Here is a 12741-nt window from a genome sequence, read left to right on the forward strand (position 1 = left end):
GTCATGACCGGGGGTTCTCCGGAGCTTCCGGTTCCGCCGACCGCAACAGCGCCAGGAAATCCTGGAACGCCGCGGGCATGTCCACCGAATCCGGGTCGAGGAGCCACTGGTACTGGAGCCCGTCCATGATCGCGACCAGCAGCGGCGCCGCGCGCTCCGGAGTCAGGCCTCCCGGCAGCCGCTCGCCGTACTCCGCGCGCAGCGTCGCCGCCATGCTCGCGCGGACCTGGACGTAGCGGCGGGTGAAGAACTCCCGCGCCGGATGACCCTCCGTCACGCTCTCGCCGAGCAGCGCCGAGAACGTCTGGACGATGCCGGGCCGCATCGCGTTGTACTCGACGAGCGAGCCCAGCAGATCGGTCCGCCAGGTGCCGTCGCTCCGGGGGCCGCTGCCGGTGTCCCACCGGTCGCGATCCTCCAGTACGGCGACGAGCAGCGCCTCCTTGGTCGGGAAGTAGTGCAGGAGCCCCTGCTGACTGAGGCCGACCCGCTCGGCGACGGCGCTCAGCGAGGCGCCGCGATAGCCGCGCGCGGCGATCACTTCGAGTGTGGCGCGGAGAATCTCCGCCCGCCGCTCCGTGCTTCTGGCCCGCACCATCGCCCCGGCCCCTTTCGACGCTCCATCGGTCCCGCACCGAGGACCGTACGCCATCTGAAATCACGAGATGATAACGAAACCTACTCCTCTACTGGTTTTGGGGTCAGTATGGAGACATTCCATGCAGGACACCGACGAGGAGGTACGGCCGTGGCAGGCGCGTCCACACCCACCAACCCCGATGCGGCCCGCGAGGCCGCGGTCGACGCGGCGCTCGCCGCACTCGGCCTCGACGACAAGGCGCGGCTGCTGGCCGGCCAGGACATGTGGTCGCTGCCCGCACTCCCCGCCGTCGGGCTGCGCTCCCTGGTGATGTCCGACGGGCCGATCGGCGTCCGCGGGGTCGCCTGGAGCGCCGACGACCCCTCCGTCGCCCTGCCCTCGCCCACCGCGCTCGCCGCGACCTGGGACCCGGTCCTGGCCCGCCGGGCCGGCCGGCTGCTGGCCCAGGAGGCCCGCCGCAAGGGGGTGCACGTCCTCCTCGCCCCGACCGTGAACCTCCACCGGTCCCCGCTCGGCGGGCGCCACTTCGAGGCGTACAGCGAGGACCCGTACCTCACCGGCGAGATCGGCACCGGCTATGTGCGGGGCGTGCAGGACGGCGGCGTCGGCACGACCGTCAAGCACTTCGTCGCCAACGACGCCGAGACCGACCGCTTCACCGTCGACAACATCGTCGCCCCGCGCACCCTGCGCGAGATCTACCTCGCCCCGTTCGAACGGATCGTCAAGAACGCCCACCCGTGGGGCATCATGGCCGCCTACAACCGGGTCAACGGCTCCACCATGACCGAGCACCGCTATCTGCAGAACGCGGTGCTGCGCGGCGAATGGGGCTTCGACGGCTACGTCGTCTCCGACTGGCTGGCCGCCCGTTCCACCGTCGCCGCCGTGGAGGGCGGGCTCGACGTCGCCATGCCGGGCCCCAGGACGGTGTACGGGAAGGCGCTCGCCGACGCCGTGCGCGCCGGTGACGTCGAGGAGTCCGTCGTCGACGGCGCCGTACGCAACGTGCTGCGGCTGGCCGCCCGCGTCGGCATCCTGGACGGCGCCCCGCCCGCCGTGGACGAGACCGCGTACCCCGAGACGATCGACGGCGACGCACTGGCCCGCGAGGTCGCCCGCCGCTCCTTCGTCCTCGTACGCAACGAACGCGCCGCGCTCCCCATCGACCCGGCTGCCGTCCGCAAGGTCGCGCTCAGCGGGGCGCTCGCCCGGGACGCCCGGGTCCTCGGCGGCGGCTCGGTCCAGGTCTTCCCGCACCACATCGTCTCGCCCCTGGACGGCCTCACCGCCGCCCTCCCCGAGGGCGCCGTCGACTACCGCGTCGGCGCCGACCCGAACGACGACCTCACCCCCGCCGAGCAGGGCTTCGAGCTCAGGGCGGTCTGTCGCGACGCCTCCGGCACCGTCATCGGCACGGCCCCGCTGCACAACGGCACCCTCCAGTGGATCGGCGACGACCTCCCCGAGGGCGTGACCCGCGAGACGCTGCACAGCGTCGAGATCACCGGCACCTTCGTCCCGCGCGACGGCGGCGAGCACGTCTTCGGCACCCGCGGCACCGGAGCGCTCACCCTCACCGTCGCCGGCGAGACCCTGTACGACGAGGTCCACCGGGTCACCGACTCCGCCGACCCCGGCGAGGCGTTCTTCGGCAACCCCCTGGAGCGCGGCCGGATCACCCTCACCGCGGGCGAACCCGTCGAGGTCTCGCTGCGGCAGATCCCCGACACCCTGGACGACGACGAGGCGATCCCCGGCGTCTCGTTCTCCTTCTGTCACCTCGGCCCGCGCCGCGACCCCCGGGAGCTGATCGACGAGGCCGTCGAGTCGGCCCGCGCCGCGGACACCGCGATCGTCGTCGTCGGCACCACCGAAAGCGTCGAGTCCGAGGGCTTCGACCGCACCGATCTGAAGCTCCCCGGCCACCAGGACGACCTCGTCAGGGCCGTCGCCGCCGCCAACCCGAACACCGTCGTGATCGTCAACTCCGGCTCCCCGGTGGAGCTCCCGTGGCGCGACGAGGCCGCCGCGGTCCTGCTCAGCTGGTTCCCCGGCCAGGAGGCCGGCCACGCCCTGGCCGACGTCCTGCTCGGCGCCGAGGAACCGGGCGGCCGCCTCCCCACCACCTGGCCGGTCGCGCTCGCCGACGTCCCGGTCTCGAACACCACCCCCACCGACGGCGAACTCTCCTACGACGAGGGCGTCTTCGTCGGCTACCGCGCCTGGGAGAAGTCGGGCACCGCGCCCGCCTACCCCTTCGGCCACGGACTCGGCTACACGACCTGGGAGTACGAGACCCTGACCGCCGACCCCGACAGCGCCACCGTCCGCGTCCGCAACACCGGCACCCGCCCCGGCGCCGAGACCGTCCAGCTCTACCTCGCGCCCCGGGACGACACCGCCGAACGCCCCGCACGTTGGCTGGCCGGCTTCGCACGGGTCGAGGCGGCGCCCGGCGAGAGCGCCGAGGCGGTGATCGCGCTGGAGCGGCGCGCGTACGAGATCTGGGACGAGGCGGCGTACGACTGGACCCTCGTCCCCGGCACGTACGAGGTGCAGGCGGCCCGCTCGCTCGGCGACGTACGCCTGACGACGGCCGTGGACATCAAGACCGTGGACACCACCGAGTAAGCGGCCCCTGCCCGCGCGAAAGAGCCCCGGAGCGGTACCTGCACCCCGCTCCAGGGCTCTCCCCATGCCGTGGCGACGGCGTCAGCGCACCGAGAATCCGTACACCGTCGACGAGACGTACTCCTCGCCCGGCCGCAGCACCGTGCTCGGGAACCCGGGCCGGTTCGGGGAGTCCGGGAAGTGCTGTGTCTCCAGCGCGATCCCGGCGCACGGCCCGAACGGCCGCCCGTCGAAGTGGTCCGCCGTGTACAGCTGCATCCCCGGCTCCGTCGTGGTGACGGTCAGGACGCGCCCCGACCCCGCGTCGTACAGCTCGGCCACCGGACCCGTCCCCGCCTCGTCCAGCACGAAGTTGTGGTCGTGGTCCGGGCCGACCGGCTGCGGCTCACGGAAGTCGAACCGGGTCCCGTCCACCGGCAGGAACTCGCCCGTCGGCAGCGACTCGTCGTCCGCCGGGGTGATCCGCCCGGCCGCGATCCGCAGCAGCTGCCCGAGGGCGCTGCCGCTGTCGGCGCCCGCGAGGTTCCAGTACGTGTGATTGGTCAGGTTGACCACCGTCGGGGCGTCCGTCGTCGCCCGGTACGCGATCCGCAGCGCCCCGCCCTCGTCCAGCGTGTACGTCGCCGACACCGTCAGACGCCCCGGGAAGCCCTCCTCGCCGTCCTCGGAGACCAGGGACAGCCGGACACCCTCCGCCACCTCCCGCGCCCGCCACACGCGCTTGTCGAAGCCCCGGGCCCCGCCGTGCACATGGTTGCGCCCCTCGTTCCGCGTCACCCGGTGCGTGCGCCCGTCCAGCTTGAAGCAGGCCCCGCCGATCCGGTTCGCGTACCGCCCGACGAGCGCGCCGAAATACGGGCCGGTGAACGTCTCGTACCCGGCGAGGTCCGGCAGCCCGAGCGCGACACCCGCCCGCGCTCCGTCCCGGCCGGGCACCTCGACCGACTGCACGATGCCGCCGTACGTCAGGACGCGCACCCGCGTACCGTCCCGCTCCAGCGTCCAGCGGTGCACGACGGTGCCGTCCGCGAGGGCGCCGAACTCTTCCGCACGTATCACCGCGCTCGAACCCGTGTCCATGATCACAAAGCCTATGCCGGGGGCCTGGCCGAAGTGACATTGCGGTACGCGATCTCCGCCAGCCTCGCCTGCCCGTTGCGCCCCGGGTGGAACCAGTCCCACTGGCTGAGCTGCTTGTCCGTGAACGCGTAGTCGAAGACCGCCCCGCCGTCGTAACGGCAGCGCCGGTCCTTCGCGCACACGTCCCGCAGCACCTCGTTGTACGCCACGACCCGCTCCTGCACCGAGGCGCGCCGGGCCACGGCGCTCGCCCCCATGTCGTCCGCGTCCCCCAGCATCGACCGACAGATCCCCAGCTTCCAGATCTGCTTGCCCAGCGCGTTGCCGCGCCCCGTCGACCAGAGCCGCTTGAGATCCGGCACGCTCGACACATACACCTGCGCCTTCGGTGCCCCGGCGCGCAACTGACGCATCGACACCTCGAACGACGCCCGGAAATCCGCCTCCGGCGTCATCAACCGCACCGAGTCCCGGCAGGCGTCGTTGGCGCCGATCATCACCGTCACCAGATCCGGCTTCTTCTTCGCGGCCAGCGCCATCTGCTCCGGCAACTGCGCGATCCTGGCCCCCGTCTCGGCGTGGTTCCAACTGCGCGCGGCGGCCCCCGACTCACCGAGCAGCCGCACGGCGAGGCTGCGCACCTCCCGGTCCGTGCCGGTCGCCCAGGACGCCTCCGGACAGTCCGCCAGCACCGAACAGGCGTCGAATCCGCGGGTGATGGAGTCACCGACGGCGGCCACCGACCCCGGACTGCGGTCCCAGGCCGGTCCCGGTCTGGCGGACGGCTTCCGCTGCTCGGCCGCCGCCCCCTTCGTCGTTCTGTTCCCATCGGCGTCGCAGCCGGTCAGAGTGGCGGCGCCGAGCAACGAGACCGCCGCCAGGACAGCGGCCGCGGCACGCGAACGGTGACGGGCGGAACGTTCCTGCATCTCTTGCTCCCCTCGGTTATGCCCCCGGCAACCCCCCGCGGCACCGGGCGGCACGCCCGGGTGCCCCGCAGGGTGAAAGCTGAGCGAATGATGTGCCCAGGACCGACCGTACGTCACACCTCGGCCGCCGCCGCGCGGTAGCTTTTCCTCGTCGAACCAGCGGCGCGTTGCCTCGCCCGACTCCACTCGGGTGGCTTTCTGTAAATCACATCACGTCACATACTGTCCCTTTTCAGGAGATTCACCCCGATGCTGTTTACTGACGACAACCTCGGGGGCCGGCTGAGAAGAGACGGTACGGGCGCGAGGCCGCTGGGGAAGGCGAACTTCGTCCCACACTGGAGGTCCCGGTGACGACACGTGGAGTTCTGTACGTTCACTCCGCACCGCGCGCGCTCTGCCCCCATGTCGAATGGGCGGTGGCGGGTGTCCTCGGTGTGCGGGTCCAGCTCGACTGGATCAGACAGCCGGCCTCGCCCGGCACCTGGCGCTCCGAGTTCTCCTGGCAGGCTCGCCCCGGCACGGCGTCGAAGCTGGCCTCCGCGCTGCGCGGCTGGGATCTGCTGCGCTTCGAGGTGACGGCGGAGCCGAGCCCCACGTCGGAGGGCGAGCGCTACAGCTCCACGCCCCGGCTGGGCATCTTCCACGCCGTCACCGGCATGCACGGCGACATCCTGGTGCCCGAGGACCGGCTGCGTGCGGCGCTGGCACGGTCGGTGCGGGGCGAGACCGACCTGGAGGCCGAGATCGCCAAGCTGCTCGGCAAGCCGTGGGACGACGAACTGGAGCCCTTCCGTCACGCGGGCGAGGGCGCACCGGTGCGGTGGCTGCACCAGGTGGTGTGAAAAACCGGCCTCGTCGGCGTTTGAGGCGCGGGGGTCCGGGGGCAGAGCCCCCGAAACACCCCGTGCAACGGACGAAACCCGTCCCCCCAGCTGGGGAGACGGGTTTCGGTGTACCGGCCCGCGGACCGCAGGTCAGACGCTGCGGAACGCCAGAACCACGTTGTGCCCGCCGAACCCGAACGAGTTGTTGATCGCGGCGATCGGACCCTCCGGCAGCGGCCGCGGCTCATCGCGCACGATGTCCGCCTCGACCGCCTCGTCGAGGTTGTCGATGTTGATGGTCGGCGGCGCCATCCGGTGGTGCAGCGCCAGGACCGTCGCGACGGTCTCGATGCCGCCCGCACCACCCAGCAGGTGACCGGTCATCGACTTCGTCGCGGAGATCGCGACGTGGTCGAGGTCGTCGCCCAGCACCTTGCGCAGCGCCTTCAGCTCCGCGACGTCGCCCTGTGGCGTCGACGTGGCATGCGCGTTGAGGTGGACGACCTCGGACGGCTTGAGGTCCGTCTGGTCCAGCAGGTTCTGCATCGCGGCGGCGATGCCGCGGCCGGTCGGTTCGGGCTGCGCGATGTGGTGGGCGTCCGCGGACAGCCCCTGCCCCAGCACCTCGCAGTAGACCTTGGCGCCGCGCGCGGCGGCATGCTCCGCGGACTCCAGGACGACGACTCCGGCGCCCTCGCCGAGTACGAAGCCGTCACGGCCGGTGTCGTACGGACGGGAGGCCTTCTCCGGCTCGTCGTTGCTCTTCGACATCGCCATCATGTTGGCGAACGCCGCGATCGGCAGCGGGTGGATCGCCGCCTCGGTGCCACCGGCGAGGACCACATCGGCACGGCCGGTGCGGATCATCTCGACGGCGTACCCGATCGCCTCGGCGCCCGAGGCGCAGGCGGAGACCGGAGTGTGCACACCGGCCTGGGCGTTGACCTCCAGGCCGACGTTGGCGGCCGGGCCGTTGGGCATGAGCATGGGCACGGTGTGCGGGGAGACGCGGCGTACGCCCTTCTCCTTGAGCACGTCGTACTGGTCGAGCAGGGTGATCACGCCGCCGATACCGGAGGCGATGACCGTACCGAGCCGCTCGGGCCGGATCGCCTCGTCCTCACCGGCCTTGCCGGTGAAACCGGCGTCCGCCCACGCCTCACGGGCCGCGATCAGCGCGAACTGCGCCGAGCGGTCCAGCTTGCGGGCGAGCGGGCGGCGCAGGACGTCGCCCGGGTCGACGGCCGCGAGTGCGGCGATCCGGACGGGCAGTTCGGCGAAACGTTCGCCCTCGAGAGGCTTGACGCCGGACCGGCCGGCCATCAGACCTTCCCAGGTCGACGCCGAGTCGCCACCCAGCGGAGTGGTTGCGCCGATACCGGTGACGACCACGGTGCGATTGGTCGAGTTCACTGGAAAATCTTCTCCACGTGTAGAGGGTCGTGAATCAGCGGCGCCACCGCCGGGTGGCGACACAGGAGCCGGGCTGATCAGCCCTGGTGCTTGAGGATGTAGTCGGCAGCGTCGCCGACCGTCTTGAGGTTCTTGACGTCCTCGTCGGGGATCTTGACGTCGAAGCGCTCCTCGGCGGCGACGACGACCTCGACCATGGACAGCGAGTCGACGTCCAGGTCGTCGGTGAAGGACTTGTCCAGCTGGACGTCCTCGACCGGGATACCGGCGATCTCGTTGACGATCTCGGCGAGACCGGTGACGATCTCTTCCTGAGTGGCGGCCATGTTGGCGCTCCTTCGGTGTTTATCTGCAGGGTTCGGGCGTCCGGGCCGAAAGGCCTGGTGTGCCTAGGGGAGGGTAACGACCGTCGCGGCGTAGACGAGACCCGCCCCGAAGCCGATGACGAGCGCGGTGTCGCCGCTCTTCGCCTGACCGGTCGCCAGAAGCCGCTCCATAGCGAGCGGAATCGAGGCGGCCGAGGTGTTGCCGGTGGTCTCCACGTCACGGGCGACCGTGACGTTCTCCGGCAGCTTCAGGGTCTTCACCATCGAGTCGATGATCCGCATGTTGGCCTGGTGCGGAATGAAGACGTCCAGGTCTTCCGGGGCGATCCCGGCCGCGTCCAGCGCCTGCTGGGCGACCTTCGCCATCTCGAAGACGGCCCAGCGGAAGACCGCCTGGCCCTCCTGCGTGATGGCCGGGAACTTCTCCGGGCGCTCGGTGTGGAACTCGTCCCACGCCACGGTCTGCTTGATGGTCTCGGACTTGTCGCCCTCGGAGCCCCAGACCGTCGGTCCTATCGCCGGCACCTTGGACGGGCCGACGACGACCGCACCGGCGCCGTCACCGAACAGGAAGGCCGTCGCCCGGTCCGTCAGGTCGGTGAGGTCGCTGAGCCGCTCCACGCCGATGACGAGGACGTACTCCGCGGAACCCTCGACGATCATGCCCTTGGCGAGCGTCAGTCCGTAGCCGAAGCCCGCGCAGCCGGCCGAGATGTCGAAGGCGGCGGGCTTGCCCGCACCGACCTTGTGGGCGATCTCGGTCGCGATGGCCGGGGTCTGCTTGAAGTGCGAGACGGTGGAGACGATCACGGCGCCGATCTGCTCGGGCATGATCCCGGCGTCGGCGATGGCCTTCCCGGACGCCTCGACGGACATCGCGGCCACGGTCTCCTCCTCGGAGGCCCAGTGGCGGCTGGCGATGCCGGAGCGCGAGCGGATCCACTCGTCGGACGAGTCGATCGTTTCGAGGATCACCTCGTTCGGCACGACACGGGTCGGCCGGTAGCCGCCGACACCCATGATCCGTGCGTACGGGGCGCCCTGGCTGGGCTTGATCTTCGACATGCTCTCGGGCTCCTTAGGCGCCCGCGTGCTCGGAGATGAGCGCGCGGGCCGCGTCGAGGTCGTCGGGGGTCTTGAGCGCGAGGGTCTGCACACCGGGCAGCGCGCGCTTGGCGAGACCCGTGAGGGTGCCACCGGGGCACACCTCGATGAGCGCCGTGACACCCATCTCCTTGAAGGTCTCCATGCACAGGTCCCAGCGGACCGGATTGGCCACCTGGCCGACCAGCCGCGAGATGACCTCGTCGCCGATGGCCACGGGCTTCCCGTCGGCGTTCGAGACATATGTCACGGTCGGGTCGGCGATTTTCAGCGCCAGGGCGGCCTCGCGCAGCCGGTCGACGGCGGGCGCCATGTGGTGCGTGTGGAAGGCGCCGGCGACCTTGAGGGGCACCACGCGGCGTACGCCCTCCGGCTTGTCCTCGGTCAGCGCGGTGATCTGCGCGGCGGTGCCGGCGGCGACGATCTGGCCGCCACCGTTGACGTTGGCCGGGGTCAGCCCGAGCTTCTCAAGGTGCGGGACCGTCACCTCGGGATCGCCGCCGAGCAGCGCCGCCATGCCGGTCTCGGTGACCGCCGCGGCGTCGGCCATGGCGAGCCCACGGGTACGTACGAGACGGAGAGCCGTCTCGTCGTCGATGACTCCGGCGAGGGCCGCTGCGGTGATCTCACCCACGCTGTGACCTGCGACGATGTCGGGCGACGCGTCGAGCGCGGCGGCCGACAGCAGACCGGCGGCAACCAGCAGCGGCTGCGCCACCGCGGTGTCACGGATCGCCTCAGCGTCGGCCTCGGTGCCGTAGTGGGCGAGGTCGAGCCCGATGGCATCGGACCAGGCCGCGACGCGGTCGGTGGCACCGGGGAGGTCGAGCCAGGGAGTCAGGAAGCCGGGCGTCTGAGCGCCTTGGCCGGGAGCGACGAGTACGAGCACCCTCACACTCTCTCTTGTGAACGGTCCGGAACACCCGTGGGGACAGGGACGAAGAACCGTATGGGGAATTGTTGATGTCCGACAAAAGTCTAGGACTGGGGATCTCTGGCGGCCAAGCGTCCCAGGATCAGGGCGATTCGCAGAGTGAACGCCGAGCGGACATCGGAAGGTGACCAACCGGTGACGTCAGTCACACGTCGGAGCCGGTAGCGCACGGTGTTGGGGTGGACGAAGAGCATCCTGGCCGCGCCCTCCAGGCTGCTCGCCTGCTCCAGATACACGCTCAGCGTCTCCAGGAGCGCGGAACCCGCCTCTTCCAGCGGTCTGTAGATCTCCTCCACCAATTGGTCCCGTGCGGCGGGGTCACCCGCCATCGCGCGCTCCGGCAGCAGATCGTCGGCCAGCACCGGCCGCGGGGCGTCCTGCCACGCGCCGCACGCCTTGAGCCCGGCGGCAGCCGCCTGTGCGGAACGGGTGGCCGCCAGCAGGTCGGGCACCACGGGCCCGGCGACCACGGGACCTGCCGCGTACGGGCCGATCAGCGCCTTCGCGACCTGCAGGGGGTTGTCGCTGCCGCCCGCGATGACGACGAGGCGGCTGCCGAGCACCCCGGTCAGGACCTGGAGCTTCGCGTGCCGGGCGGCCCGCCGGATCGCCTCCACGGTCAGCTCGCTGTCGCCGTCCGGAGCCGTACCGAGCACCACACAGACGTGCTCGGGGGAGTTCCAGCCGAGGGCGGCGGCGCGTGACACGGCGCCCTCGTCGGCCTCGCCGGACAGCACCGCGTTCACCACGAGCGATTCCAGCCGGGCGTCCCAGGCGCCCCGGGCCTCGGCGGCCTGCGCGTACACCTGGGCGGTGGCGAAGGCGATCTCCCGCGCGTAGACGAGCAGCGCCTCCCGCAGCACCGACTCGTCGCCGGGCGCGGCGACCTCCTCGATCGCGGCCTCCATGACCTCGATCGTCGTACGCACCATCTCGACGGTCTGCCGCAGCGTGATCGCCCGGGTCAGCTCGCGCGGAGCCGTGCCGAACACATCGGTGGAGATGGCCTGTGGGGTCTCCGGATGCCGGAACCACTCGGTGAACGCCGCGATCCCGGCCTGGGCCACCAGGCCGATCCAGGACCGGTTCTCCGGTGGCATCGCCCGGTACCACGGCAGCGTCTCGTCCATGCGGGCGATCGCGTTGGCGGCCAGTCGGCCGGAGGACTGTTCCAGCCGTTTCAGGGTCGCGGCATGCAGGTGGGCGGCGTTCGCAGCGGGCTGCTCAGGATCGGATCGGGGCACGGACACAAGACTGCCTTATCCGGCCACGTGAGCGGAGGGCCGGGGCGGTGGCGGGTCGTACCGCCGGGTAGCGACGAGGGGCCCGAGGGGGGCGCGGGTGCGCCGCGCCGGGCTACCGTGGGCAGGTGATTTCCGTACACCGTGCCGAAGACCGCTTCCTGGGCGGGGACCGGGCCGCCGGCATCCTGTCCCGGCACGCCTTCTCCTTCGGCAGCTTCTACGACCCGGACAATCTGCGTTTCGGCGCGATCCTGGCGTGCAACGAGGAGCGGCTCGCCCCTGGCGCGGGCTTCGACGAACACCCTCACAGCCATACGGAGATCGTCACCTGGGTGGTCGAGGGCGAGCTGACCCACCGCGATTCGACCGGTCACGCCACGGTCATACGCGCCGGGGACCTCCAGCACCTCAGTGCCGCCGCCGGGGTGCGCCACATCGAGCGCAACGACGGGGACGGCCCGCTGACCTTCATCCAGATGTGGCTGGCCCCGCTCGAGCCGGGCGGCGAGCCCTCGTACACGATCGTTCCCGGCATCGCCGACTCCACCCCCTACGCCCTCCCGGCGGCCGGCGCGATGCTGCACGTACGCAGACTCGCGCCCGGGGAACGCACGGCGGTGCCGGACTCGGCGCGGGTGTACGTCCATGTGGCGGCCGGGGGCGTACGGCTCGGGGACGAGGAGCTGGAGGCGGGCGACTCGGTGCGGATCACGGGGGAGGCGGGCCTGGAGCTGGTTGCGGCCGAGGCGGCCGGGACGGCCGAGGTGCTGATCTGGGAGCTGTCGGCCTGAGTCGACAGGACCACGGGCGGCCTGAATTCAGGTCGGTCACGGCGCGGCGATGAGTTTTGCCGGCCCGAAGAGTCTGATCACTGTTACCGACGACGCAGGAGGAACGCGTGGCCCAGTTACTGAGAGTCCAGAACTTCAATGTTTCCAGTGACGGAATCGGGGCCGGTGAGGACCAGAGCTTCGAGAGTCCGTTCGGTCATGTCGATCCGGAGAGGCTGTTCTCCTGGGCCGGTGCCACGGCAAGTTGGCCCATGCGCACCGACCCCGGGGGGAGCCGGGGCCTCGACGACTACTTCACGCGGGACTACGCACGCAACATCGGCGCCGAAATCATGGGCCGCAATAAGTTCGGGCCCCAGCGCGGGCCCTGGAACGACCACGAGTGGCGTGGCTGGTGGGGCGACGAGCCCCCGTTCCGCACCCCGGTGTTCGTCATGACCCACCACACACGTCCTTCGTACACACTGTCCGACACCACGTTCCACTTCGTCGACGGGGATCCGGCCACGGTCCTCCAACAGGCGCGGGAGGCGGCCGAGGGTAAGGACGTCCGACTCGGCGGCGGAGCCACCACCATCCGGCAGTTCCTCGACGCGGGCCTCGTCGACACCCTGCATGTGGCGGTCTCGCCGGTGAAGCTCGGATCCGGAGTACGGCTCTGGGAGTCACCCGATGAGTTGCTCGACCGGTACCACCTGGAGGTGGTGCCCAGCCCGAGCGGCGTGACGCACCACCTGTTCTGGCGGAAGTGACGAGGGCCCGCTCGGGGACGCCGGCGCGACCCACGAGGGCGTTCCGGTGAATGATGGTGAATGACTGCGTGGTTGCGGGCGGGACACCGGGACGGGCCGCCGCACT

12 protein-coding genes are annotated in these 12741 nt (G+C 71.0%); 4 read left to right on the top strand and 8 right to left on the bottom strand.

Going from position 1 to position 12741, the window contains the following annotated elements; all coding sequences use genetic code 11:
* Position 1: 1 nt before the first annotated feature.
* Entirely contained in the window at positions 2 to 598 is a 597-nt protein-coding gene (locus tag ACFVV1_RS15280) for a TetR/AcrR family transcriptional regulator (RefSeq protein ID WP_389989692.1), read from the bottom strand.
* A 150-nt stretch (positions 599 to 748) separates the two neighbouring features.
* Here ACFVV1_RS15280 and ACFVV1_RS15285 point away from each other — a divergent pair, with 150 nt between their 5' ends.
* Positions 749 to 3235, top strand: coding sequence for a beta-glucosidase (locus tag ACFVV1_RS15285; protein ID WP_389989693.1), 2487 nt, complete (start codon positions 749 to 751; stop codon positions 3233 to 3235).
* Between the two features lie 81 nt (positions 3236 to 3316).
* On the opposite strand, the gene ACFVV1_RS15290 is transcribed toward ACFVV1_RS15285, so the two are convergent.
* Together ACFVV1_RS15290 and ACFVV1_RS15295 are read right to left on the bottom strand one after the other, a co-directional pair.
* Positions 3317 to 4315 (bottom strand): aldose epimerase family protein, encoded by a 999-nt coding sequence (locus ACFVV1_RS15290; RefSeq protein WP_389989694.1) that lies wholly within the window; start codon positions 4313 to 4315, stop codon positions 3317 to 3319.
* 11 nt (positions 4316 to 4326) lie between these two features.
* Positions 4327 to 5244 carry an SGNH/GDSL hydrolase family protein gene (locus tag ACFVV1_RS15295; protein ID WP_389989695.1) on the bottom strand — a complete coding sequence of 306 codons (918 nt, stop codon included), beginning with the start codon at positions 5242 to 5244 and terminating at the stop codon, positions 4327 to 4329.
* Positions 5245 to 5594: 350 nt separating this feature from the next.
* On the opposite strand from ACFVV1_RS15295, the gene ACFVV1_RS15300 reads away from it, so the two are divergent.
* Positions 5595 to 6089, top strand: coding sequence for a DUF3145 domain-containing protein (locus tag ACFVV1_RS15300; protein WP_389989696.1), 495 nt, complete (start codon positions 5595 to 5597; stop codon positions 6087 to 6089).
* A 132-nt stretch (positions 6090 to 6221) separates the two neighbouring features.
* Here the strand turns inward: ACFVV1_RS15300 and fabF are convergent, their stop codons facing one another.
* The 5 genes from fabF to ACFVV1_RS15325 form a co-directional block, all read right to left on the bottom strand.
* Entirely contained in the window at positions 6222 to 7484 is a 1263-nt protein-coding gene (gene fabF, locus ACFVV1_RS15305; RefSeq protein ID WP_389989697.1) for a beta-ketoacyl-ACP synthase II, read from the bottom strand.
* Positions 7485 to 7561: 77 nt separating this feature from the next.
* Complete coding sequence (locus ACFVV1_RS15310; RefSeq protein ID WP_014045780.1) at positions 7562 to 7810, bottom strand: acyl carrier protein; 249 nt, start codon at positions 7808 to 7810, stop codon at positions 7562 to 7564.
* A gap of 63 nt (positions 7811 to 7873) precedes the next feature.
* Positions 7874 to 8875, bottom strand: a complete 1002-nt coding sequence (locus ACFVV1_RS15315) for a ketoacyl-ACP synthase III (RefSeq protein ID WP_389989698.1) — start codon at positions 8873 to 8875, stop codon at positions 7874 to 7876.
* 13 nt (positions 8876 to 8888) lie between these two features.
* Positions 8889 to 9803, bottom strand: a complete 915-nt coding sequence (locus ACFVV1_RS15320) for an ACP S-malonyltransferase (protein WP_389989910.1) — start codon at positions 9801 to 9803, stop codon at positions 8889 to 8891.
* An 89-nt stretch (positions 9804 to 9892) separates the two neighbouring features.
* Entirely contained in the window at positions 9893 to 11092 is a 1200-nt protein-coding gene (locus tag ACFVV1_RS15325) for a PucR family transcriptional regulator (protein WP_389989699.1), read from the bottom strand.
* 125 nt (positions 11093 to 11217) lie between these two features.
* On the opposite strand from ACFVV1_RS15325, the gene ACFVV1_RS15330 reads away from it, so the two are divergent.
* Together ACFVV1_RS15330 and ACFVV1_RS15335 are read left to right on the top strand one after the other, a co-directional pair.
* Complete coding sequence (locus ACFVV1_RS15330; protein WP_389989700.1) at positions 11218 to 11883, top strand: pirin family protein; 666 nt, start codon at positions 11218 to 11220, stop codon at positions 11881 to 11883.
* 107 nt (positions 11884 to 11990) lie between these two features.
* Positions 11991 to 12635 carry a dihydrofolate reductase family protein gene (locus ACFVV1_RS15335; protein WP_389989701.1) on the top strand — a complete coding sequence of 215 codons (645 nt, stop codon included), beginning with the start codon at positions 11991 to 11993 and terminating at the stop codon, positions 12633 to 12635.
* Positions 12636 to 12741 lie beyond the last annotated feature (106 nt).

This window comes from Streptomyces sp. NPDC058092 (genome assembly GCF_042884935.1).
GTDB lineage: Bacteria > Actinomycetota > Actinomycetes > Streptomycetales > Streptomycetaceae > Streptomyces.